This window comes from Vibrio sp. G-C-1, from assembly GCF_021728015.1.
Taxonomy (GTDB): Bacteria; Pseudomonadota; Gammaproteobacteria; order Enterobacterales; family Vibrionaceae; genus Vibrio; species Vibrio splendidus.
On record NZ_JAKKCR010000013.1, the window covers coordinates 128547 to 153297 of the forward strand.

Sequence of the window (24751 nt, forward strand, 5' to 3'; positions counted from 1 at the left end):
ATATTCCTAATCCAAACACGGCACTTATGCTAATCTGGCTTTATATTGTGGCAAGATTAGCGTGAGTGCACTTTGTTTACTGTTTACCATTCCAATAAAGTTGATACTTTAAAAATCCTTCTCGTTCACTTAATCAAAAGTGATCCTTTAGCCAATCCTTTCGAAAAAGAGCAGATCTTGGTTCAGAGCCCAGGTATGTCTCAATGGCTTAAGATGGAACTCGCCAAAGAGTTTGGCGTAGCAGCAAATATCGATTTCCCACTTCCAGCAACCTTCATTTGGGATATGTTTACCCAAGTGCTTCCTGATGTACCTAAACGCAGTGCTTTTAACAAGGAAGCGATGACATGGAAGCTGATGAGTTTGCTACCCGCTAAGCTTGACCACCCTGATTTTTTACCTCTACAACGCTACCTTGAAAACGACGAAGATGATTCGAAGTTGTATCAATTGGCAGAAAAAATTGCCGATATCTTCGATGGTTACTTGGTGTATCGACCTGAATGGATGGCGATGTGGGAAGCGGGAGAGCCCGTTGCAGAACTTATCGATGATGAGGGACAACAAGAGCACCCTTGGCAACCGATTTTGTGGCAAGCACTCTATGAGAAAACCTTGTCTCAAGGCCAATCTAAATATCACCGTGGCAACTTGTATCACGACTTCATTGAAGCGCTAGCCAAGCAACAAGGTCAACTGCAACATCTGCCTAAACGCTTATTTGTGTTTGGTATTTCTTCGTTGCCTCCTCGCTACATGGATGCATTGAAAGCGCTTGGCGAGCAGATTGATGTGCACTTGATGTTTACCAATCCTTGCCAACATTACTGGGGCGATATTCGCGATCGTAAATACTTGGCAAGAGTCGAAGCACAGCGCCGCAAGCAGTTTGCTTTGATTGATGGTTTACCTCAGCTTGAAGGCGAAGCCTCACCATTGAAAGATGGCATTGAAGCCAACGTTGAAGACGAACTACACACCAGCCAAGCCGTCGGTAATAGTTTACTTGCGTCTATGGGTAAATTGGGTAGAGATAACCTGTTCTTGCTGTCTCAATCAGACAGCGAAGAACATGAATTCTTTATTGATGTTGAGAGGGATAACCTGCTTCATCAACTGCAAGCCGACATTCTCCAGTTAGAAGAGCATCAAGACGACCACATCTTAGATTCCAGCAACCATAAGCAGGTGGTTGAACTAGGTGATCGCTCGTTGACGGTACACGCTTGTCATAGCCCAATGCGTGAGGTTGAAGTCCTTCATGATCAGCTGTTGGCAATGTTTGATGCTGACCCGACACTGAAGCCACGCGATATCATCGTGATGGTGTCTGACATTAATGCTTATAGCCCAGCGATTCAGGCGGTATTTGGTAATGCTCCGGGTGAGCGCTATATCCCATATTCAATCTCAGATAGAACCGCCGACCAAGAAAGCCCAATATTGACTGCCTTCATGCAGCTGGTCGCGCTACCGAATACGCGTTGTTTAGCGTCTGAGTTACTAGAGCTATTAGAAATTCCTGCAATGATGGCGCGCTTTGGTATTGATGAGTTTCAATTCGAGCAAGCCAAGCAATGGGTTGAAGAAGCGGGCATTCGTTGGGGTGTTGACGCTTCAACGGCGACAGAATTTGACCTACCTGCAACCGAGCAAAATACCTGGCTATTTGGCATTCAGCGCATGTTATTAGGATATGCGATGTCGGACTCTGCGGGTTTGTTTGAAACCGAACACTCTCCAATTGCCGCTTATAACGAAGTTCAGGGCATTAACGCCGAACTTGCGGGTAAGTTAGCGCACTTTATTGACCGTATCGCTCATTACCGCCAACGACTAACTGAAACCCAATCAATCGATATGTGGCGTGAAACCTTGCTGCAAATGATTGATGACTTCTTTGCGGTTGAACTAGAAGGCGAGGTGGTACTTAAGTCGATTCGTGATGCACTTTCACAACTGAATGAACAGCTTGATGATGCCCTGTACGAGCAAGAGTTGTCGCCAAGCATTATCTACCAGTACCTCAATAATAAGTTATCTGGTGCGCGTATCAGCCAGCGTTTCTTAGCGGGTCAAGTTAACTTTTGTACCTTGATGCCGATGCGTTCTATTCCGTTCAAAACCGTTTGTCTATTAGGCATGAATGACGGGGTTTACCCTCGCTCAATGCCCCCAGAAGGTTTTGATTTGATGAACGGTCGCACTCGTCCAGGAGACCGTTCTCGTCGTGATGATGACCGCTACCTATTTTTAGAGGCGATGTTGTCGGCGCAAGAGTGCTTGTACATCAGTTATGTCGGCCGTTCAATTCAAGATAATACCGAGCGAGTGCCGTCGGTATTGGTTTCAGAGTTAATTGAGTACTGCCAACAGAACTACTGCTTAAGTGAAGACCAATCACTACCAAGCGATGATTCTGGGCTCAACCTGACCCAAGCGATCAGCTTTGAACACACCATGACACCGTTCAGCCCCGCTGCGTTTACTCAAGGTGACGCGAGCCATGTATTGAGCTACGCCAAAGAGTGGCTTCCAGCGGCTAACCGTTCCGGTGAACGCAGTGGTGAATTCAATCGCGCATTGGATGATTACTTGTTGGGTGCAACGTATCCGTTAGAACTCGACTTGGTTGAGTTACAGCGTTTCTGGCGCTTACCGGTTCAGTACTTCTTTAATCGCCGTCTAAAAGTGGTGTTTGAGCCTCCTCTTCCTGTGATGGAAGATGATGAACCATTCGTACTTAATGGACTAGAGAGTTTCCAACTTAAGGATGCTTTGCTGCAAGTGCTGCTAGACCACCCTGAAGGTGCAGACGAAGCGGTTCGATTGTTTGTCTCTGAGCAAAAAGCACAGGGCCGATTACCGGTCGGCGCCTTTGGTGATATCGAATTTGAAACCAACCGTGTTCAAGCGGAAGACTTAGCCAAAGAGATTCGATTTGTGAGCGGCTCACCGCAACAAGATCTCGAAGTGAATATCGAATTTGATGTGTTAGGCGAAGGCAAACCTGTTCGTTTGATGGGTTGGTTAACTCAAAACTATCAATCAGGTCTAGTGCGTTTCCGTAGCGGTAAAATACGCTCTCAAGATTATTTGGCAGCGTGGATTGATCATTTATGTTGTGCAGTGATGGGACACGGAAAAACGACTCATATTATTGGCTATGACAGAAAAGAGGGCGTTGTTCACCAAACGCTACAACCTATCGGCGATGCACAGCAGGCGAAGAGCTTGTTGGCAGAGTTAGTACGACTGTTTTATCAAGGCATGACAGCACCGCTACCTTACTTCCCGAAAACCGCATTGGCTGGCGTTGAGGCTGGCTTTAGCCGTGGTAAGTGGGTCGATGACGAAGAAAAGTCCCTTAAGAAAATGGCCGATACCTTTAATGATAGCTTCGCCTTTACGGGCGAGGGTAGAGATACCTACATCTCACGTATTTGGTCTAAATGGGACGATGAGTTGGCTGCTGAGTCACGGATGTATTCAACGCTTGTGTTACAGGCGGCAAGGTTGGCAGCTGCCGATCTGGAAGATCAGGAGTAATTGGTTGTGATCGACAAGATCAATAGCGGGTGCGCTGAATTAATGAAAGACGAAAGAGAGTCGTTGGTAAGCATTTGGGATGCCTGCTTTCAAAGTGAAGGGAATCAAGGCAAAGGGAAGCAGGTACAGGAAATAAAGTGGCCGCCAGTAAATCATTATTAGTGTAGGGCGTTCGCTGTACGGCCACAGGTCAGAGGGACCATTATTCTGTGGTTCAAAGTAACGCCGTAAAGTACAAAACTCATAGGCGCTCCTGAACTCGTGGGCGCATAGTAGCGAGGCGATCTGAATTGATCCGTGAGAGAGATCGCACTAACTATTAACAAATCAGCGTAGGACGTAAATTGAATGACGTTTTCCACGCTAGGTCACATTTGTAACAACACATTTATCAGAAGGCAGTAAGGCATGACGACCACAAGCAGTGTTCAGGTAATCGCTCCAAAAACACTCGATACCATGACGTTTCCACTTCATGGCGCGCGTTTAATTGAAGCATCGGCGGGTACGGGTAAAACATTTACTATTGCTGGCTTGTATTTGCGCTTACTGCTGGGGCACGGCACTGCTGCGCCGCAAGGTGATCTGACGGAAGCTACACGACACCATGAGCCACTAACTGTAGACCAAATTCTAGTGGTGACCTTTACCGAAGCGGCTACCGCTGAGCTGCGAGATCGTATCCGTGCTCGAATCCATGATGCACGGATTGCGTTTGCACGTGGGCAAAGTGATGACCCAGTGATTGCTCCTTTGTTACAAGCCATCGATGATCATGCTGGCGCAGCTAAAACTCTGCTTAACGCTGAAAGACAAATGGATGAAGCAGCGGTCTACACCATTCACGGTTTCTGTCAGCGAATGTTGACTCAAAATGCCTTCGAGTCTGGAAGCCGCTTTGATAATGAATTTGTGACCGATGAAAGCCACCTAAAAGCACAAGTGGTTGCCGACTATTGGCGTAAACAGTTCTACCCATTGCCAATTCAATTAGCAGGTGAGGTTCGTAATATCTGGGGTTCTCCCGCTTCTCTATTGGCTGACGTAAATCGTTATCTGACGGGTTCTCCACTAAAGCTAACCGTCGAAGCAATGTCGGGCGACCTGCAAACTCTGCACAATCAAAACCTAGATAAAGTGAAGCAACTTAAGGCGTTGTGGTGCGAATCCGAAGCGGACTTTTTGGCTTTGATTTCAGGTTCAGATGTGAACAAGCGCAGCTACACCAAGAAGTCTTTACCGACTTGGTTAGAAGCGGTCACGGCATGGGCGCAGAGCGACACTCATGATTACCAGTTTCCAGATAAACTAGAGAAGTTCTCACAAGCCACTTTAATTGAAAAAACACCGAAAGGCACTGCACCTCAGCACGCCGTTTTCGAAGCGATTGAGGACTTCTTAAATTCTCCAGCAGATCTAAAAGCTCCATTGCTGGCGCATGCCATTACCCATTGCCGAACCATGTTAGCCAAAGCTAAACAGCAAAAGCAGTGGTTATCGTTTGATGATTTGTTGACTCAGTTATCCGCGTCGATTGATGTGGATGAGCAGTCACTGCTAGTGGAGAGAATTCGAACCTTATACCCAGTGGCGATGATCGATGAATTCCAAGATACCGATCCGCTGCAATACAGTATTTTTAGCCGAATCTACCTCGATAATCCGCAGTGTGGTCTGTTTATGATCGGTGACCCGAAGCAGGCTATCTATGGCTTCCGCGGCGCAGATATCTTTACCTATATCAAAGCGAGAAACCAAGTTAGTGCTCACTACACGCTAGGGACTAACTGGCGTTCGAGTGCTGATATGGTCAGCGCGGTAAACCAAGTGTTTATGAATTCGGATAGCCCGTTTATCTACGATCAAGACATTCCATTCTTACCCGTTGCTGCTAGCCCATCGGCTGATAAACGCCAATGGATGATGAACGGAGAAACCCAGCATGCACTGACCTTTTGGCTACAAGAAGCGGAAGATAAGCCATTGCCGAAAGGCGAATATCACAAAGCCATGGCCGAGGCGACAGCGAGTCAAATTCAAACCATTCTGACCGCCTCTCAAAATCAACAAGCCTATTTTGATAACGGCAAAAAACAACATGCCGTGAATGCGGGTGATATTGCTGTTTTGGTTCGAACCGGTAGTGAAGGTCGTCTGATCAAGAACGCGCTGTCTGAGCAAGGCATTGCGAGTGTGTATTTGTCTAACCGAGATAGCGTGTTCACCAGCTTGGTCGCACAAGATATTCAACGTTTGTTGCAGGCGGTGCTGACACCTGAAAATGACCGTGCGTTGCGCGCCAGTTTGGCCTCAGAGTTGTTTGCTTTGGATGCCGCATCATTGGATGAACTCAATAACGATGAAGTGGTTTGGGAAAACGTTGTTAACGAGTTTAGAGAATATCGCAAGTTGTGGCTTCAGCGCGGCGTGTTGCCAATGCTTCGCAGTGTGATCAGTAAACGACATCTCGCGGAACGCTTACTGGAAGAAGAAAATGGTGAGCGCTCACTCACTGATTTAATGCACATTGGCGAATTGTTGCAACAAGCAAGACAAGAACTCGACAGTGACTATGGCTTGTTGCGTTGGCTGGCAGACGCGATATCAGATGCACAAAATGGTTTAGGTGGCAGTGACGACGACATTCAACGCCTTGAATCAGAAAGAAACTTGGTTCAAATCGTTACCATTCATAAATCGAAAGGCTTGGAATATGATCTAGTATTCCTGCCGTTCGTTGCGAGTTACCGAGAAGCGAGTGAAGGCAAGTTCTACGATCACGATTCAGATACCACAGTGCTTGATATTACCGGTAGCGACAGTGCTTTAGCGCAAGCCGACAAAGAGCGATTAGCGGAAGACTTACGTTTGGTTTACGTGGCGCTGACTCGTGCTGTTTATGGATGTTTTATTGGCATGGCACCGCTACGTAAAGGGCGTTCAACCAAAGAACCAACTGGCGTTCACTTAAGTGCGATGGGCTACTTGGTTCAAAACGGACAAGAACAAGGCATTGTTGAGTTGAATCAAGCTCTATCTGCGATTGAGGGTAAGAATTCAAGCGTATTACTGTCTGATACTCCGACTGCTCACGATCATGTTTTTGTGCAAACAGAGCAAGTGAGTGACAACTTACAGGCCAGTGAACTCAAGGCTTCAATTGACCGAGCTTGGCGTATCACCAGTTACTCAGGACTAGTCAAACAGGGCAGCCACGGAGCAAGCCATGATGCGACCATTGAGGTGTCTGGCTTTGATATTGATTCGGCGGATGAACAAGACGAGTCTGAGTTGATAGAACCTGAACGTTCTATATTCACGTTTCCTCGCGGCGCTCGTCCAGGTACCTTCTTGCACACCTTGTTTGAGGATGTTGAGTTTACTGAGCCAGCAACCAGCGAACATAACACGCAAGTAATCACTCACTTATTAGAGTCGGAGCAATACGAACTAGAGTGGCTACCCGTGCTTCAACAGCTTGTCGATACAGTGCTGAACACTGCGTTGGATGGTAAGAACTTAAAGCTAAGCGAGAAAGATTCGACGCAACGATTGGTCGAGATGGAATTCTTATTGCCGATCGAAGTGTTGGCTGCATCTGAGCTCAATCAAACCATTCAGTATCATGATCCCTTGTCGGCAAAAGCGGGTGACCTAGGTTTTCAAACTGTACAAGGCATGCTGAAAGGCTTTATCGATTTGGTGTTTGAGCATCAAGGTAAATACTATGTACTCGACTGGAAATCGAACCATCTAGGTGATGACGTTGCCGTCTACCATGGTGAAGCATTGAAATCGGCGATGGCCGACCACCGCTACGATCTGCAATATCAAATCTATGCGTTGGCATTGCATCGTTTCTTACGCAGCCGCGTTGCGGATTATAGTTATGAACAACATTTCGGTGGGGTTTATTACTTGTTCTTAAGAGGAATGGACGGCCAATCTCAACAAGGTATTTTCTCGGCTAAACCCACATTGGCTTTGCTCGATGAAATGGATCAATTGATTGACGGTAAAGTGATAGACAGACGTTCAGCACAATTGAATGACAATGAAACTGGACAGATGGGGCTTTTATAATGACAACGACCACTAATACCAGCATAGAAACAGCGAACTCTGTAAAGCCAGTTTCACTTATCCCTGAACAGCTCATGGATGTACTCAAGTTCCTAGCGGATAAGGGCTCAATTCGTCAGCTGGATTATCAGTTTGCCCGTTTTATTTCTCAGCAAGCGACGAGTCACTCTCAAGAGGTAGGGTTTCTCGCTGGGGTCGTGAGCCATGAATTAGGCAAGGGGCATATTTGTACTCAGCTTATACAGCAGTATACGGTAGGCCCTGAACAAACGGCGGATCTTGCTCAGTTACTTGGGTTGTACGGTGAAACGGCACTGCAACTGAACCAAAAATTGCTAGGTATTGATTGGGCTACTGTTCTGCAATCATCTAACTTAGTGGGTACGACCAATGATTGTGTTAAGCCGCTAATGTTCGATGGGCAACGTGTCTACTTACAGCGTTACTGGAACTATGAGGTTGTGTTGGCTGAAACTCTAAACCGTTTAAGTAAGCCAGTAGAGTTCAATACTGAACAGAAGAAGGCACTGACTGAAACGCTCAATCAACTATTCGCACGCAGTTACCATTTTCTGTTTAATGCCTTAGCCAAGGCTGAAGCAAACCAACAAACGTCTCAGGTATTACGCCAACAACTGGTGTGTGACCATCTAGATATTGTGAATGAGCAGGCTTTGGATTGGGGTGCAATCGACGAAGCGATTGTCCAAGCTAAGCAGGTAACGGACTTAGATGTTTTAGACGGTTTGGTACCGCTATCAGCATGTTTGAACTGGCAAAAAGTGGCGGCAGCGGTGGCGTTAAGTCGACGTTTTGCTGTTATTTCTGGCGGACCGGGCACCGGTAAAACGACCACGGTAACTAAGTTACTTTCGGCTATGGTCGAGCAATCGCTAAGCCAAGGTAAAACACCGACGATCAAGCTAGTGGCACCGACAGGTAAAGCGGCAGCACGTTTAACTGAGTCGATTGGTAAAGCGATTGAGCAGCTGCCATTAGCACCTGAAGTAAAGGCCAACATACCGACTGAATCCAGTACTTTACATAGGTTACTCGGCGCGATTCCTAATCGAGCGGAATTTAGACATAACCGACGTAATCCACTTCACCTTGATATATTGGTAGTGGATGAAGCTTCTATGGTTGACCTGTCGATGATGTATAAACTGGTGGATGCACTTCCTGAGCACGCAAGGCTCATCTTATTGGGTGATAAAGACCAACTCGCTTCAGTAGAGGCAGGTGCTGTGCTCGGTGATATCTGTTCATTCAACTCTGCTGGTTACAGCAGCGCGCAAGGAAACTTGATTGCGGAGATGACAGGCTTTGATGCGATAGCTAAACCAAGACAAGACAAAGCTGGATCGGTGAATCCGCCTGCGATTGCAGACAGCTTGTGTATGCTGCAGAAGAGTTACCGCTTCGATGCGCGTTCCGGTATCGGGCAGTTGGCAAAAGCAATCAATAATGGTTCTGCGAATCAAGTAGACCAAGTGTTTGCCAAAGGTTTTGGCGATATTGAAAATCATCTCCTGTCGAGTGACAGCTATAATTTGATGCTGCGTACCTTGGTTAACGAGTATGGTGCGTATCTCAACCGAATGAATGTGCCGTTGGAAGAGCTAGAAACCCAAGAAGCGCGAGCGAAGTCGGTGCTCGATTTGTTCAGTCAATGTCGACTATTGTGTTCTATTCGTGAAGGGGATTTTGGTGTTAAAGGCCTCAACCACAGAATCGAAAGGGCGCTTGCCGCAAGACGTTTAGTGAATCCGCACAACGATGAATTGTGGTATCACGGGCGACCAGTCATGGTGACGCGTAATGATCATGGCTTGGGTTTGTACAATGGTGATATTGGTATCTGTATGCTTGAGGTGGATTCAAGCCAACCTGATTCAGCACCTCGCTTGAAGGTCTATTTTGAGTTGCCGGATGGTAGCGTGAAAGCTGTGTTACCAAGCAGAGTGCCCGATCATGAAACGGCTTATGCAATGACGATACATAAATCTCAGGGTAGTGAGTTTGATCTGACCTTAATGATCTTGCCGCCGGATTTCAGCCCTATTTTAACGCGAGAGCTTATCTATACCGGTATTACACGTGCCAAGAAACGACTGATGATGTTCAGCGACACAAATGTGTTGAAGCGTGGGATTAAGGTGAAAACAGAGCGAGTGAGTGGTTTAGGCAGTCGCTTAACGAATTAGTCGTTAATGGCCGCTAGAAAAGGGCTTGAACTTAGAGCTAGATAAACACAAAGCAACCATCCCTGGTTGCTTTGAACGTTATTAAGACTCTTTGCTTAAAAACGCTCGAGTAAACGATATATGGTTTATCTTGTACTTTGCTTGGCAATTCAAAATAAACTCTTTTAGATTCTCGCTAACAGGGAACACGCAGTGTACGTCTAGCCCTTCTAAGAATTGGTTATCAGCCATATCCCAAAAACTTTGCAGCGAGTTACAAACAATGGTTCTCATATCAATGTTGCTCTTTTTGCTGTTTATATTAACGAGCAGAGCTAATGGTTAGCATGCTGACCGTCAACGGGTATAGCAATCCGTGCAGTGACCATCTCAATGAGTTCGATATGACTATCGAGATGGCAATTCCAATAAAAACATTTGTTAATATTATAAAGCGCCTAAATTCTATACAATTATTCGTGTGAGTGAAAGTGCATATTTGATAAACCTCATATAGTAAACGATTACATTTGCAATTATTTTTCTATTAAATTGAGATTCCGCTCCAAAACTTTATTTATACGTTTAGCGCTAAGATTTTTGAGTTTCTCTGATAGTTGTATAGCCCTTGTTTTTCCATCGGTAACTCGTCCACGCCTATCTCGTAAAACCCCTGCTCACGGAACCAGTGAAGGCTGTGCGTAGTAAGGACAAAGATCTGGTCGATATCACGAGATTTTGATTGATGGCGCATGTAATCCAGCAGTAACTGGCCACGGTTTCCATCGCGATAGTCTGGGTGGATAGCAACACAGGCCATCTCTGCCATGTGGTCTTCTGGGTACGCGTATAGCGCAGCGCAACCAATAATTAGGCCGTCTTTTTCGATAATGGTAAAGCGATAGATCTCTTGCTCTAACTGCTCTCTTGAACGGCGAACTAAGATGCCTTGTTCTTCCAGTGGACGAATGAGGTCAAAGATGCCACCGATATCATCAATCTGAGCTTGTCTTACTTGCTCGGCACTTGCCATGACCACTTGGGTGCCAATACCATCAAAAGAGAATAGCTCTTGAATTAATGCGCCATCCACTTTGTAGCTGATTAGATGACAACGAGGCACTCCAGCACGACAAGCAGAGATAGCACCTTTTAAGAAGCGTAACGTACCAGTGCTCATATCTTCTTTAGGGTTCTGAGATTCCGTTAAGCGTTCTAGAATTTGCTTGGCGTCTTTAGGGAAGAGTTCGGCGAGTACATTACCGCTTTCATCGGTTACTCCTTGCTCTGAACAAAAACCAATCAGCTTGTCGGCCTTTAAACGAATAGCAACTTGGGTTGCGACCTCTTCAGAAAGCAGGTTAAAGCTTTCGCCAGTCACGGAGCTAGCAATAGGCCCAAGAAGGACGATGGAACCTTGGTCAAGTGTGCGATTAATCCCTTCGATGTCTATTCTACGAATACGGCCGCTGTGGCAATAATCCGTACCATCATCGACACCTAGCGGCTGAGCGGTAATGAAGTTACCACTCATTACATTGAGTTGAGTGCCTGCCATCGGGGTGTTGTTTAGACTCATTGAAAGTCGAGCTGTGATGGCAAGTTGTAGTTGGCCAGCAGCCTGCATCGCGACACCTAAAGAATATTCGTCAGTAACTCTAATATTCTTATGGTAAGGCGTGTGGCAATCTTGCCTTGCTAATAGTTGGTTGATCTGTGGTCTTGCTCCGTGAACGAGAACAATTTTTACCCCAAGGCTGTGGAGTAAGGCTATATCGCTAATTATGTTGCCAAAGTTTCTATCGGCAACGGCTTCGCCACCAAGCATAATAACCATGGTTTTGCCACGGTGAGCGTTCACGTAAGGGGTTGATTGTCTGAAACCTTTTACTAGCGCTGTACTTCTTAATTTCACAGAACAAGTCCATTTGTGTTTATTTATTCGCTAATTTAGCATTTAAATTCAAATATAAACAGCACCTTTTTTGGAATAAAGCGCAAACTATTCTCATCTAGGGTTCATTATATAAACTGTCTCAGTGTAGAATGCATATAGCATCTTTATGAGTCGTAACCGAATGCAACAAGCTCCAGCAACAAAGAACAAAATCGATGAGATTACCCAAGGCCTCTACAGTGAAGTTGAGCAACGCAATCAATCTAAGTTGAAGCGTAAGATTATTGAACGCTGTTTAATGGTTTTAGCTTTGGTGGGATCGTTTGCTGTGGTTTCCTTGTTCGGTGATGTGCTTTCCCGAGTACAAGATGCGGCAACGCCCGACAATCTGATATACGGTACGTGGGTAGAGCAGGACGTTGCACATTATGCGACAGACGAATTTCGACTAAATGCTAATGGCGTGTCAGTGCGTGGGTCTGTTGTTTCGACGAGTTTTGACTTTGATGGTAACTACTTCGAATATAAAGCGGGTGATAAAACCTATCGCTTCCGCATGACCAATTCTGACAACACAGAAATGGTGCTCGATTCTGATAATCACTACAATCCCGTCTTCCGTCTTAAAGGCCATATCGAGAACTCAGTCCGATAGGTTATCTTATTGTAAACTCTTACAATCTACGATTGTGTTATCTGACTGTTTTTGTCATCCTCGATGCATAGAATTTTTAGGATGACTCTTGTGATTAAAAAATGGCTTCCCCTTGTCGCTGCCTCTTTCTTATTTGGCTGTGCTCAACCGACTGATCTTGCTCAACAACACCTTGATGACGAATTTCCCCGCACCTTAAATAAGGTCGATCAGGTTGAATCCAATAAACCAAGAGACTACACCGCATTTGCAGAGCAAGCTGAAATGGTGGTTTCTAAATCCCCTTCGATGGCTAAAATCTATGAGCCGCTTTATCAGCAACTCAATGAGTGGGCGATGCAAAGTGGAGATCCAAGCGAGCTCGCTAACTTTGGCGTTCAAACTGCTCAATTGGGTGGTGGTGATAAGCAAGGCAACGTTTTGTTCACGGGGTACTTTTCTCCTGTAATGGAGCTACGCCACGAAGCCAGTGAAGAATACCGTTTCCCTGTTTATGGACTTCCAGAGTGCGATAAAGAGTGTCCAACCCGCGAAGAAATCTACAACGGTGCATTAGAACGCCAGGGCCTTGAGTTAGGTTACTCGGCGAACCGCATCGATCCATTTATGATGGAAGTGCAGGGCAGTGGATTCGTGCATTTCGGTGATGACGATACGTTGCAGTATTTCGCATACGCGGGTAAGAACAATAAAGCTTACGTGAGCATTGGCCGTGTTTTGATCGAGCGAGGCTTAGTTCCACGCGAAAAAATGTCACTGAAAGCAATCAAAGAGTGGGTATTGGCAAACGATCCTGAAGTAGTCAAAGAGCTGCTTGAGCAAAACCCATCTTTCGTGTTTTTTGAAGCGAGAGACGACCTGTCAGTAATGGGCAGCGCGGGCATTCCTTTATTACCTATGGCGGCAGTCGCGGGCGATCGCTCTATATTGCCTATGGGGACGCCAATCCTGGCTGAGGTTCCATTATTGAATGCAGACGGTACTTGGAGCGGTGCGCACCAACTAAGACTGTTACTGGTTTTGGATACCGGTGGCGCAGTTAAGCAGAACCATTTGGATCTCTACCACGGTATGGGGCCAAGAGCAGGAACTGAAGCGGGTCATTACAAGCATTTTGGTCGTGTATGGAAGCTTGGCTTAGATGGCAGTGCAACCGAAGCGCCTTGGGCTTTGCCTCCTGAAAAGGTCGAGTAAACAACAATAAAATAGGGCATTGAAAGCGAATCGCTAATCCCCTAGACTTTTAAATCAAGAGTGCGTATAAAACGCACTCTTTTCTTTTTCTCAGAAATAAATTGGCGGCAACAATGCGTGAATTGACCACTCCAGCTTCAGAAAACTATGACCAACGATTTGGTGGCACTCGTCGCTTATATGGCAATAATGAAGTCGACATACTTAGAGCAGCACACGTGTGTGTGATCGGTATTGGCGGTGTAGGTTCATGGGCTGTTGAAGCGCTTGCTCGTACCGGTTTAGGTGAGCTGACTTTGATCGATATGGATGATGTGTGTCTGACTAACATCAACCGTCAAATCCACGCAATGTCGGGTACCGTCGGTAAGAGCAAAATCGAAGTGATGGCAGAACGCATCAAACTGATTAACCCTGAGTGTAAAGTGAACCTGATTGACGACTTTATTGGTCCTGATAATCAGGCTGAATACCTATCGAAAGAGTTCGACTTTGTGTTAGATGCGATTGATAGTATGAAAGCTAAGGCTTCACTGTTGGCATATTGTCGTAGTAACAAAATTAAGGTGATCACCACCGGTGGCGCGGGTGGGCAAGTCGACCCGACTCAAATCAAAGTGGCCGATCTGACTAAGACGATTCAAGATCCGCTAGCGAAGAAGCTAAAAGACACCCTTCGTCGTCATCATAATTTCCCTAAGAACCCTGCGCGTAAGTTTGGTATCGATTGTGTGTTCTCGACTGAACAGCTGAAATACCCTCAAGCCGACGGCAGTGTATGTGCTGCGAAAGCAACAGCGGAAGGTCCAAAACGCATGGACTGTGCGACGGGTTTTGGCGCTGCGACAGTAGTTACTGCGACTTTTGGTTTTGTGGCTGTTTCACGTATTGTTGAAAAGCTGATTCAAAAGCACTCTAAGTAGTTCTCTATTATTTGCTTGAGAACACTAAACCATTGTCACCTGTACATTTAGTCATAATTTATTGGATATTAAAATGATGTCATTCCCAAGCTCTCCATTCGGCACTGAAATTACCAGTGATGATATTGTCGCGAAGATGCAGACATTCAGCGGCTGGGAAGATCGTTATCGCCAAGTGATTCAATGGGGTAAGAAATTACCTAGCATGCCTGATGAGCTGAAGAGTGAGCAGGTTGTAGTTTCTGGTTGTGAAAGCCAAGTCTGGCTAGTTTCTCAGAACATCGACGGTGTTTGGTATTTTTGTGCTGATTCTGATGCTCGTATCGTGCGCGGTCTGATTGCATTAGTGATGGCTGCGTATGATGGAAAAACATCAGAGCAGGTTCAAGCGTTCGATATTGATGGTTACTTTGAACAAATCGGTTTAATTACCCACCTTAGCCCATCTCGCGGGAACGGATTAAAAGCGATCGTTGCTCAAATCCAAGAGCTAAGTGCTTAATATCTCTTAGATACACAGAAACGAAAAGGGTTGACGCTAAACGCCAACCCTAAATAATCTCGCTACTCGCTACAGCATATCAACGGCTTTTTCTATCGCAGCTATAAGCTTATCAACGTCATCCATGTTGTTGTAAATACCAAATGAAATTCGAACCGTGCCTTTCACATTAAGCGCATCCATTAATGGGTGAGCACAATGATGCCCTGCACGTACCGCGATCCCTTGCTGATCCAATAGAGTCGCTATATCTTGGTGGTGAACGCCATCCATCACAAAAGTAATCACGCTTGCGTTGGGCTGATACCCCAAAACCTGAATATCATTCAGTTTACTGAGTGCAAGATAAGTCTCGTGTTGTAGCTGGTGGATATGATTTTCGACATCTTGCTGTGCAAAATCACTTAACCATTCTATTGCAGTGCTTAATGCTATCGCTCCGGCCACATTTGGCGTACCCGCTTCAAACTTCCCAGGCAGCTGTGAAAAAGTAGTGCCAGAAAAAGAGACGCGCTCAACCATTTTTCCACCACCGTGCCAAGGTGGCATCGCTTCGAGCAATTCAAGTTTGCCATAAAGTACACCGATACCCGCAGGGGCATAGAGCTTGTGCCCTGAGAATACGTAGAAATCCGCACCTAAAGCAGCAACATCAACTGGCTCATGAACGATGCCTTGTGCGCCATCGACCACAACAATCGCATTCATCTTGTGTGCTTTTTCTATGACAGCTTCGATTGGCTGACGAGAACCCGTCACGTTGGTTATCTGAGCTAATGCAACAATCTTGGTTCGTTCATTTAAAAGCGTATCAAACGCGACTAGGTCAAATTCGCAATCTGATGTCATCGGTACCTTAACGACTTTAGCCCCGGTTTGTTCTGCCACAATTTGCCAAGGCACAATGTTGGCGTGATGCTCCATTTCACTCACTAAGATCTCATCGCCAGTCTGAAGGGTACTTCTTGCGTAGGTTTGAGCGATCAGGTTAAGTGCTTCGGTGGCACCACGAGTCCAGATGATCTCTTTTGAAGAAGTTGCCCCAATAAACTGAGCGACCTTATCTCTGGCAGCTTCAAACTGACTGGTCGCGTTCGCTGTTAAGCTATGGCTACCACGGTGAACATTGGCATTTTGTTTGGAGTAATATTGGCTAATGGCATCAATAACTACCAGAGGTTTTTGTGTCGTTGCCGCGCTGTCTAAGTAAATCAATGGTTGTTGATTGATAGTTTGTGATAGCGCAGGGAACTGCTCTCGGATGTGATTGATATCAAGCATCTATTCTTACCTAAAATCTTGGAAATTGGTGCCAGCGTTATGCTTAGCGGTATTGTTATTTTATCGCGACTTGTTGACCGTTGCTGACTAATCTTGATGATTCCAGCTATTTTCTTGCTCTTTGACTTGAGCGAACAGTCTTTGGTTAACGGGAACGTCTATATGATGCTTGAGTGCAGTCTTAATAAGGTAGCCGTTAATGAAGTCGATCTCGGTCTTACGTTGGTAAAACATATCTTGCTTCATAGATGAATTGTTCTGTGCCGTGGCTTGGATAACCTGTTTGACGCTTGCTTCCAATTCATCGAATGAACAAACGATCCCTTCGGCTTGCATAACCTGCGTGAGCTCTTTAACGATAGAACTCAAAATATCCTCAAATCTTTTATCTGCAAGTTCGCCATTCTTGATCTGTTCAAGGCCCGTGAGTGGGTTGATCGCACAATTGATGGCGAGCTTAGTCCAAAGCGCGGTTTCTATTTGTGGGTTCCAACGCACAGTAGGGAGAGCATCATCTAAGACATCAACTAAAAACGTGCACTGTTGGCCGGTTTGGTTGAAAGAACCCAACTGGGTTTGTCCGATTCCTGTGTGAGACACATTATTGCGGTCTGGTTTGAATGCAGCTTGAGTAGTGGTCGCCAATATTATTGGGTAAGCATCAATTTGAGTGGCTATCTCATCAACCGCACCCATTCCGTTATGCATGAACATGAGAATGGTGTCGGGATCGAGATGTTGAAGCAGTGGCGTGGTTGCTTCTGCTACTTGCCAAGCTTTGACCGTGAAAATAACCAAGTCACTCGCTGATAGCTTTTCGATATTGTTGTTACTGAAGGAAAGGGAAGCTTGTCCATCAAGTGATAAGTCAATTGAGTTATCAGTGGAACGACTCCACAAAGACACATTATGACCCGCTTGAGAAAGTTTGATAGCCCACAAAGAGCCGATAGCTCCAGGCCCAATAATTGAGATGTTCACAGCAATACCGAGATAAGAAAGTGATGCTGCAAGGATAACGAGGCATTAAATGAAAGCAATAAAAAATGGCACCCGAGGGTGCCATTTTGGAAACTTTCTTATAAGTTCTATTAGAACTTATAAGTTACTGCAACGTAGTGACCTACGCCAGAAGAGTCGAATTGAACATCGTTACCAGGGATAAATGGTACATCTTCACCGTCAGCAAAGCCGTATACATCGCTGTATAGTTTCAAGCCGTAACCTACTGCAAAGCGATCTGAGTGCCAGTAGATGCCGTTAAACATCGCGCCGCCGTTGCTTGCTGTTGAGTACTCATCTTGCATACCGAATTGGTAATCGATGTAACCTTGGTAAGAGATGAATGAACCGTTCTCGAAGAAGAAAAATGGTTTGAACCAGTTAGTCGAGATTTGGAAACCGTTCCAGTCTTTATTATTTGAATCGTATGTACTGTAAAGGTTTAGGCCCATTTTACCAAACCAAGGAACCATTACGTCAGAACCAAGACCAACTTTTTGAGTGTTAACGCCAGAGTTACCACCCCATTCCATAAGCGTAGATACGTAAAGTTCTTGAACTGGACCGAAAGAAAGATCTTTACCTGTTAGTCCGTCTAGAGACATACGAGGAGCGAACTTCATAAAGATTTTTTCTTGGCCATTCTTATCACTACCTGGATCAGAAGTTAGGTTGAATACATCAACGTAACCGTAAAGATCGAAGATTCCAGAGCGACCACCAAATTCCATCTCTAGGTAATCATGAGAAGACTCAGTAACGCCTTTCTCATTGAATGCACCCATAAGGTTGAACTGCATCCATTTGTAATCGTTCTTATGGATGTCGCCGTCAGAATAATCAGCCGCCATTACTGGAGCAGATGCTGCTGCAAGTAGGCCAAGAGTTAAAAGTGATTTACGCATAATGGAACTCTCTATGTTTAAAATAAGTAACCCGCTAATCCGTGCGTGTTTGTATGTCCGAATGCCGAGCATAATAGCGATTTTGTTCTCAAATAAAAGTGAGACAGAGTGAAAACTATAATTATTATGGTGAGCTTGATCACACTAACGATCTAAATGATGGAACTTTAATGTGTCAATGCATCTTGATGCACCTCTAATTCTATTGATTTTGTGAAATTAGATTATTTTGTGGATAAATCGGTGAAATACTGCGCTAAGCAAACGATTCTACTAAATAGAGTGACATGCATATCAAAATCAACAGTATTTCTTTCTAAGCGTTTTCTCTTAAAAAATGACTCATTCAAACCCCCTCTTAATCTTGTCTTTGATCTATTTTTGACCAACTGCGTAATGATGTTGGAATCAATTGATGAACAACTCACGTGATGACTGACTAGGAATTTCAACCTAACTGTTTTTTGAATCACGGAGAATCAAAGACAGTTCACTGCACTAGATTTTGAGACAATTTTTAAAGGTTAGTTATTGGACTAATCATTTGTGTGACGAACTGGTCTAACTTTTTTGGAGAGAAGACCGATGAAATATTCACCAATACTCGCGGTAGCGATATCAGCCCTGTTCATTGTTGGGTGTGATGATGACGACGAACCAACAACTCAACTTCAAGCTGTACATGCATCGCCAGATGCTCCGTTGGCTAACGTCTTAGTAAATAGTCAGGCTCGTTGGAGCGGTGTCGATTATGCTCAAGCATCCGGATATACCTCAGTAGATCAAGGCCAAACCACTCTGCAAGTCGATGTCCAACTCTCAGGTGACGCAGTAGCGACTGTGATTCCGCCAAGCCAATTCGATTTGAGCGGTGATCTAGATTACACCGTAATGGTGGTCGGCGATGCTGATGGTTCTAATAACCCGGTTGAGACTTTGGTTGTTACAAAACCTGCAGAGGGAACGGCAACAAGTTCAAGTCTAGATGTGCAAGTTGTTCACGCGGCAACAGGAGTTGGGGATGTGAACTTATACGTAACGGCACCGAATGATCCATTGGGCGCTCCGCTTGGCACTCTCGGTTATAAAGACTTTACTGACGTACTCAATATTCCAGCAGGGCAATACCGAGTGAGACTAGAAACCGTGAGCGGCAATGCTATTGCTTTTGACTCTGGAGAAATCACTCTTTCTGGCGGTAGCGAGCTAACGATTGCGGCGGTGCCAAGAGCTGATTCAAACAGTGCATCTCCGGTGAAGTTGATGGTGATGGATGGTCAGGGTTCATCTTTAATCTACGATATGGCAGAAAAGGCAGAAGTGAGAGTGGGGCATTTGGTTGATGGTGCGCCGGATGTCGACCCATTTGTCAACGGTTCTGCATTTGCTCCACTTGCTGATTTAATGTTTAAAGAGATCCGTGGATTCTTAGATTTAGCAGCAGGGACTTATGATATTGACATCTTTGCCGATGGCACAACGACCAATGCATTGATTGATGCTGACGGGGTGGCTGTATTTGCCGGAATGGATTACAGCATTTATGCCGTGGGTACGGTAAGTCCACTCAATTTGGAAGCACTCGTTGTTCCTGAAAGTCGACGCCCAGTTGCAACCAGTGCGGTGTTAAACATTACTCATGCGGCGGCAAACCCAGTCGCAGCATCTGTTGATATCTACTTGACTGAGAACGTGGGAATCTCTGGTAGCACTCCGGCACTAAGTGATGTGAAGTTCAAAGATTACGCGAATGGTATTTATGTTGCAGCGGGATCTTACTACGTGACAATTACAGTAGCAGGAGACCCAACTACTGTTGCCATTGACTCTGCGCCTGCAACTTTGGCTGACGGTGTTGTTTATCAAGTCGTCGCGATTGATGACTCGACGGGAACTGGTTTTAACTTAATCGTAAGTGATACAACAGATTAGCGTTTAAGTCTCTGCTGGCAGAAAGTAAAAGAGGGTAGCACTGGGCTATCCTCTTCTCTTTTGTTTTCTTTTACTCTTATTCGTGGTTGTTTTTGGCTTTTTCTAATAAATCAGTGAAAAAGTGGCGTAACGAGTAGAGCATGATCAAACTTGGAATCACCATTAATGACGTTAGTATAAAGAAGGTTGACCAATCATTGAGGAAGTCGACCAGCTCACCGCTAAATGAAGCCAGAGTTGTACGACCGAAATTTCCAAGTGATGCTAGCAAGGCATATTGGGTTGCCGAGAAAGCTTGCCCGGTTAGTAGCGTTAAGAAGGAAACGAATGCCACTGTCGAAAAGGCGGTTGTGAAGTTATCGACAATAATCGTTGCAAGGAATAAGTTTTCATTGGGTCCTACTTGAGCAATCCATGCAAACATTAGGTTGCTAGCTGCCATGGCTACGCCGCCAATCATTAGCCCACGTACAATACCAAATTTCACATTGAAGACACTGCCTAGCAAGGTGAAAAATATGGTTGCACCCCAACCAATTAACTTGGAGTAGTGGCCGATTTGTTCATTGCTAAAGCCGATCTCTTTATAGAAGGGAATCGACATTCTGCCTAAGAAGGCCTCACCTATCTTAAACAGGAATACGAACAGCAGAAGCGTAATAGCAACTTGAACACCGTTTCTCTTAAAGAAATCGTAGAAAGGCTCCAACACTGTAACGCTTAGCCAGGCCACAACTTTAGAGCCCACAACTTTATTATGGCGCTGTTGTGCTTCTTTTTGTAATGCTTCACGTTGTGTTTTTGGTTCTCCGACAAACAGGGTGAATAGCATCAGAATGATAACGACACCGGCCATACCATAATAAACACCATTCCAACCTATTGTATCGGCATTGATAAATGCGAGATAACCAGGAAGAGAGTAGCCTGTCCACCATCCCATCACTGCCATTGCGGATGCTTGCGGTAATTTGGTGGATTCAGATTTAGGAAATGAATCAATACGGAAGGCATCAATGGCTATATCTTGGGTTGCCGACGCAATCGCAATTCCGAGAGCCAGCATTGAGGTGAACATCAAGTCATTGGCAGGGTTAACCCCGGCAATGAACAGCGTGCAGATCAATACAAAGCTTTGGCATAGAAATATCCAACTGCGTCGTTGTCCCAATATCGCATGTAGAATCGGCAGTTTGACTCGGTCTACCAGTGGTGCCCAAAGAAAGTTAATGGCATAGACGGCGAACACACTACCGAAATAACCGATAGCAGCACGAGTTAATCCTGCATCTTTTAGCCAGCCTGACATGTTAGAGCCGATAAGAACCCAAGGAAAGCCACTCGAACAACCCAACATAAACACCCAAAGTAGACGTTTATCTAGGTAGCTACGGAAAGTCTGCATCCAAGAAAGAGAGGGAGTGCCAGATGACATGGGGCGTCCTTGTATAGAAAAACGCCCTTAAGAGGTTAAGGGCGCTGTATGAGATTACTTAAGAAGTGTTACTTTGTTGATGATGATAGGGTCGGTTGGGATATCTGACATGCGGCCCATTCGCTTAGTTGGAATGGTTGCCATCTTTTGTACGACATCAAACCCTTCAGTTACCGTGCCAAAAACAGCGTAGCCCGGGTTACCACCTTTTGCATTCAAGAAGTCGTTATCCGAAAAGTTGATAAAGAACTGACGAGTCGCAGAGTCTGGCGCGTTAGTACGAGCCATTGCGATCGTTGCTGTATCATTCTTTAGACCGTTACTGCCTTCATTTTTAATTGGGGCATAAGTCGCTTGTTGATTCATGTCTTGATCGAACCCGCCACCTTGCGCCATAAAACCAGGAATAACACGGTGGAAGATAGTGCCTTCGTAGCTGCCGTCTGCCACGTATTTTAGGAAGTTTTCAGTACTAACCGGAGCTTGCTCTTGGTTTAGCTCAATCGTGAAGTCACCTAATGTTGTTTCAACGTTCACTTTAGGGCCTGCCCAAACGCTCACGCTCACCAGCATTAATGCAATAGAAGTTAGAATACGGCTCATTAGAAACGTTCCTTCATGTAGTTTTGTAGTTCAGGGTCGTTCGCGATTTCAGTAAGAACCAAGTTGATCACATCGTTAAGAACCATAGAAATGTCGTCGTTTGAAGCACTTAGCGCTCCAGTACGAGTTGCGGTACCGTTGAATGTTTTAACTAGCTTACCTTCAGGTGTCTCGGCCGTTACTTCAAGCGTTACTTTACCGTCCATTTGGTTTTCCATAATGGTGTGTTCTACGGTAACCAGTGCTTCTTGAATCTCTAAAACAATGGAGTTTTCACTGTTTACGCTTGCTCGAAAACCTTGAGACTCTAACTGTTGAGCTACTGCGTTTTCTAGCGAAATACGCATGTTTTGTTTAGCGTGAATTGGCTGAATGTTTGAACGGCCACTATCAACCAAGGCTACATATTGAGCGGCACGAACATCTTTACTGGTTAGTGTGTATGTTTTGCCTTGTACAAGGTTGCTTGAGCTTAGTGAAGCTTCTGGCATTACATTGATCTGTTCTTGCTGAGGGGCAGAACATGCTGTCAATGCCATAATAGAAGCAGCCAAAATCAGTTTTTTCATTCCTTTATCCTTTCTAAATTCACACCAGAAGCTCGGTATCTTAAATTCTTGTGAAGTCGTTTCTGCTTATTTATTAAAATTCGCAGGCTCTCTTGTTGCTTGTAATATCTCAAATTTTTGGTTTAGTTCAAGCGTTTCAACGTTAGCTTCACCAAATAGTCTTGCTAGTTTGACATCGTATCCGAGGTGTCGGTTGCCAATAACAATTAATTTGCCTCCGTTGCTAAGAACATGCTTTGCATCACAGAACATTTGCCATGCAATGTGGTCTGTAATCGCTTGTTGCTGGTGGAACGGAGGATTACACATAACTAAGTAAGTGCTGTTCTTCTTGAAGCCATCTAAACAGTTGTTGGCGATGAACTGGAAGTTGCCTTCTTCACCAAGGTTATCCTTGACGTTTTGGCGCGCCGATTCCACCGCCATAAAGCTTTCATCCACACAGGTGATGCGAGCTTGTGGGTTCAATTGCCCGGCTTTTACACTCAATACACCGTTGCCACAGCCTAAGTCGATGATATGACGTAGCTCAGGATCTTGAGGGATGTGCTCTAGCATATAACGAGCGCCTTGATCGAGTGCTTCCCCTGAGTAAACATTTGGTAAATTTTTCAGGCGGATATCTTCACCGTCTACGTCCCATTCAACATAAGGTTCTACTGTTTGAATCGGTTGGCAGTTTGGAGAAGAGAACACAAGGCGGTGCTTTTTCTTAGCCAGAGAGGTTTTGGTTTCACCGAGATATTTTTCAAACAGGTTCAGTGTTGAAGTGTGAATCTCTTTTACTTTATTCACACCAATCACTTGGCAGCCTTCAGGCAATGCTTGGCGCAACTGGCTCAATTGCCATATTAGGTGGCGGTTGGTTTTTGGCAATTGCATGATCACAAGGTCGATACCGTGTGGGATATCATCCATCGTGTTCAAGAAGTTCACTCGGTTACTTTGATTGCGCTGTAAGTTTTTTAGCGTTCCGCGATGAGAAATGAAAGAGTCACTCATCATGGTCACGTCATGATCTTTGGAGAACCAAGCGGATAGGGCGCCAAAACTGTCGTTCATGATCAGGATGTGTTTACCAGGTTCAAGATTCATCTCTTCAACATGGCTAATCAGATATTCGTCGCCGGCATCCCAAGCTTGAAGGGTTTCATTTGAACGGTTGGGGAAACGATTTAGGGTTAAAGTTCTATCGTGAAGGGTAAGTTCAGTTTTCATTGCTTGAGATACTTATGTAAGAAATAACAAAGATATTGTCTCAAATGCAGCCTGAACAAGATATAAAAAACTCGACTAAACCCCTCGAGTCAGCGATGAAATACTCAGACAGTCGGTTAGTTAGGGTTTATACTGGAGCGACAGATAATGCCAATACGCTATTTAAGGAATCACAATGATCCAAGAAGTTATCGAAACAAAATTGCACAATGAGTTTTCACCAAGTCATTTAAACGTGGTGAATGAGAGCTATATGCACAATGTTCCGGCTGGTTCTGAGAGTCATTTTAAAGTGATTGTTGTCAGCGATGTGTTTGAAGGTTTGCGTCTTATTGCTCGTCATAGAGCGGTAAATAAAGCACTATCAGAAGAGTTAGCGAATAATATTCACGCATTATCTATTCACACTTATACAAAAGATGAATGGATGAAGCAGCTAAATAACGTGCCAGATAGCCCGATGTGTATGGGTGGTGGTAAGTAAGATAATTAACCCATATAGAAGAGGCGGCTAGGCCGCCTCTTTTGTCTCAAAATCTATCTGTTTTCTGTTGTTATATCACTCAAGCTGATGGTAAATTGACCGACCAAAAATACCTACAATGAGTAATGTTTTTATTAACAGTGTTTCAACATAACACGTAAAATATTAGTTTGTGACAGAGTATTAATCTCTTGTTTAAAACACGTTCTAAAAGCCATTCTATCTGTGCGGCTCGTCAAATTTATACATATTTGAGAGTCCATATGCTTCAAATCTCACCAAATAAAGGCCGTATTCAAGTTATTGGTCATGGCATCAAGTTGTCAAAAAATG

18 protein-coding genes are annotated in these 24751 nt (G+C 44.9%); 9 read left to right on the forward strand and 9 right to left on the reverse strand.

All coding sequences use genetic code 11. The annotated features are described in order from the left end of the window. Nucleotides 1–72 precede the first annotated feature (72 nt). The 3 genes from recC to recD all read left to right on the forward strand — a co-directional run bounded on the left by recC (nt 73) and on the right by recD (nt 9839). On the forward strand, nt 73–3549 hold the full coding sequence (recC, locus tag L3V36_RS18450) for an exodeoxyribonuclease V subunit gamma (protein ID WP_208775199.1): 3477 nt from the start codon (nt 73–75) through the stop codon (nt 3547–3549). Nucleotides 3550–3957: 408 nt separating this feature from the next. Then, nucleotides 3958–7632 carry an exodeoxyribonuclease V subunit beta gene (gene recB / locus L3V36_RS18455; RefSeq protein WP_208775197.1) on the forward strand — a complete coding sequence of 1225 codons (3675 nt, stop codon included), beginning with the start codon at nt 3958–3960 and terminating at the stop codon, nt 7630–7632. Further along, a complete protein-coding gene (gene recD / locus L3V36_RS18460) occupies nt 7629–9839 on the forward strand; it encodes an exodeoxyribonuclease V subunit alpha (protein WP_208775216.1) in 2211 nt (736 codons plus the stop codon). The genes recB and recD overlap by 4 nt, the downstream gene beginning before the upstream one ends. Before the next feature lie 81 nt (nt 9840–9920). Here the strand turns inward: recD and L3V36_RS18465 are convergent, their stop codons facing one another. Further along, nucleotides 9921–10112, reverse strand: coding sequence for a hypothetical protein (locus tag L3V36_RS18465; RefSeq protein ID WP_004735192.1), 192 nt, complete (start codon nt 10110–10112; stop codon nt 9921–9923). 283 nt (nt 10113–10395) lie between these two features. Further along, nucleotides 10396–11733 carry an amino-acid N-acetyltransferase gene (gene argA / locus L3V36_RS18470; RefSeq protein ID WP_004735193.1) on the reverse strand — a complete coding sequence of 446 codons (1338 nt, stop codon included), beginning with the start codon at nt 11731–11733 and terminating at the stop codon, nt 10396–10398. A gap of 163 nt (nt 11734–11896) precedes the next feature. On the opposite strand from argA, the gene L3V36_RS18475 reads away from it, so the two are divergent. From L3V36_RS18475 to csdE, 4 genes are all read left to right on the forward strand, one after another. Further along, nucleotides 11897–12370, forward strand: a complete 474-nt coding sequence (locus L3V36_RS18475) for a DUF2850 domain-containing protein (protein WP_004735194.1) — start codon at nt 11897–11899, stop codon at nt 12368–12370. An 81-nt stretch (nt 12371–12451) separates the two neighbouring features. Further along, entirely contained in the window at nt 12452–13564 is a 1113-nt protein-coding gene (gene mltA, locus L3V36_RS18480; protein WP_102447185.1) for a murein transglycosylase A, read from the forward strand. Nucleotides 13565–13677: 113 nt separating this feature from the next. Further along, complete coding sequence (gene tcdA, locus L3V36_RS18485; RefSeq protein ID WP_102447186.1) at nt 13678–14487, forward strand: tRNA cyclic N6-threonylcarbamoyladenosine(37) synthase TcdA; 810 nt, start codon at nt 13678–13680, stop codon at nt 14485–14487. A 73-nt stretch (nt 14488–14560) separates the two neighbouring features. After that, on the forward strand, nt 14561–14989 hold the full coding sequence (gene csdE, locus L3V36_RS18490; protein WP_017087709.1) for a cysteine desulfurase sulfur acceptor subunit CsdE: 429 nt from the start codon (nt 14561–14563) through the stop codon (nt 14987–14989). 69 nt (nt 14990–15058) lie between these two features. Here csdE and csdA read toward each other — a convergent pair whose 3' ends face one another. The 3 genes from csdA to L3V36_RS18505 form a co-directional block, all read right to left on the reverse strand. After that, nucleotides 15059–16270 carry a cysteine desulfurase CsdA gene (csdA, locus tag L3V36_RS18495; RefSeq protein WP_102447187.1) on the reverse strand — a complete coding sequence of 404 codons (1212 nt, stop codon included), beginning with the start codon at nt 16268–16270 and terminating at the stop codon, nt 15059–15061. 87 nt (nt 16271–16357) lie between these two features. After that, the gene (panE, locus tag L3V36_RS18500; protein WP_102447188.1) at nt 16358–17251 is read right to left on the reverse strand and encodes a 2-dehydropantoate 2-reductase; all 894 of its coding nucleotides are present in this window, start codon (nt 17249–17251) and stop codon (nt 16358–16360) included. A 110-nt stretch (nt 17252–17361) separates the two neighbouring features. Further along, nucleotides 17362–18177, reverse strand: coding sequence for an outer membrane protein OmpK (locus L3V36_RS18505; RefSeq protein ID WP_102340718.1), 816 nt, complete (start codon nt 18175–18177; stop codon nt 17362–17364). Between the two features lie 585 nt (nt 18178–18762). Here L3V36_RS18505 and L3V36_RS18510 point away from each other — a divergent pair. Further along, entirely contained in the window at nt 18763–20109 is a 1347-nt protein-coding gene (locus tag L3V36_RS18510; RefSeq protein ID WP_102447189.1) for a DUF4397 domain-containing protein, read from the forward strand. 76 nt (nt 20110–20185) lie between these two features. Here L3V36_RS18510 and L3V36_RS18515 read toward each other — a convergent pair whose 3' ends face one another. From L3V36_RS18515 to L3V36_RS18530, 4 genes are all read right to left on the reverse strand, one after another. Then, nucleotides 20186–21544, reverse strand: a complete 1359-nt coding sequence (locus tag L3V36_RS18515) for an MFS transporter (protein WP_102447190.1) — start codon at nt 21542–21544, stop codon at nt 20186–20188. A gap of 54 nt (nt 21545–21598) precedes the next feature. After that, complete coding sequence (locus tag L3V36_RS18520) at nt 21599–22147, reverse strand: peptidylprolyl isomerase (protein ID WP_017092170.1); 549 nt, start codon at nt 22145–22147, stop codon at nt 21599–21601. Beyond that, nucleotides 22147–22716 carry a YajG family lipoprotein gene (locus L3V36_RS18525; RefSeq protein ID WP_017084461.1) on the reverse strand — a complete coding sequence of 190 codons (570 nt, stop codon included), beginning with the start codon at nt 22714–22716 and terminating at the stop codon, nt 22147–22149. Before L3V36_RS18525 ends, L3V36_RS18520 begins: the two co-directional genes overlap by 1 nt. Nucleotides 22717–22782: 66 nt before the next feature. Further along, nucleotides 22783–23934 (reverse strand): methyltransferase, encoded by a 1152-nt coding sequence (locus tag L3V36_RS18530; protein ID WP_004735205.1) that lies wholly within the window; start codon nt 23932–23934, stop codon nt 22783–22785. Nucleotides 23935–24109: 175 nt separating this feature from the next. Here L3V36_RS18530 and bolA point away from each other — a divergent pair, with 175 nt between their 5' ends. Next, a complete protein-coding gene (gene bolA, locus L3V36_RS18535; protein ID WP_017079929.1) occupies nt 24110–24418 on the forward strand; it encodes a transcriptional regulator BolA in 309 nt (102 codons plus the stop codon). Nucleotides 24419–24751 lie beyond the last annotated feature (333 nt).

Coding starts and splice junctions, on each gene's coding strand:
- recB (WP_208775197.1), top strand. CDS start 3,958: ATGACGACCACAAGCAGTGTTCAGGTAATCGCTCCAAAAACACTCGAT.
- L3V36_RS18465 (WP_004735192.1), bottom strand. CDS start 10,112: ATGAGAACCATTGTTTGTAACTCGCTGCAAAGTTTTTGGGATATGGCT.
- L3V36_RS18475 (WP_004735194.1), top strand. CDS start 11,897: ATGCAACAAGCTCCAGCAACAAAGAACAAAATCGATGAGATTACCCAA.
- mltA (WP_102447185.1), top strand. CDS start 12,452: ATGACTCTTGTGATTAAAAAATGGCTTCCCCTTGTCGCTGCCTCTTTC.
- tcdA (WP_102447186.1), top strand. CDS start 13,678: ATGCGTGAATTGACCACTCCAGCTTCAGAAAACTATGACCAACGATTT.
- csdE (WP_017087709.1), top strand. CDS start 14,561: ATGATGTCATTCCCAAGCTCTCCATTCGGCACTGAAATTACCAGTGAT.
- csdA (WP_102447187.1), bottom strand. CDS start 16,270: ATGCTTGATATCAATCACATCCGAGAGCAGTTCCCTGCGCTATCACAA.
- L3V36_RS18505 (WP_102340718.1), bottom strand. CDS start 18,177: ATGCGTAAATCACTTTTAACTCTTGGCCTACTTGCAGCAGCATCTGCT.
- L3V36_RS18510 (WP_102447189.1), top strand. CDS start 18,763: ATGAAATATTCACCAATACTCGCGGTAGCGATATCAGCCCTGTTCATT.
- L3V36_RS18515 (WP_102447190.1), bottom strand. CDS start 21,544: ATGTCATCTGGCACTCCCTCTCTTTCTTGGATGCAGACTTTCCGTAGC.
- L3V36_RS18520 (WP_017092170.1), bottom strand. CDS start 22,147: ATGAGCCGTATTCTAACTTCTATTGCATTAATGCTGGTGAGCGTGAGC.
- L3V36_RS18525 (WP_017084461.1), bottom strand. CDS start 22,716: ATGAAAAAACTGATTTTGGCTGCTTCTATTATGGCATTGACAGCATGT.
- L3V36_RS18530 (WP_004735205.1), bottom strand. CDS start 23,934: ATGAAAACTGAACTTACCCTTCACGATAGAACTTTAACCCTAAATCGT.
- bolA (WP_017079929.1), top strand. CDS start 24,110: ATGATCCAAGAAGTTATCGAAACAAAATTGCACAATGAGTTTTCACCA.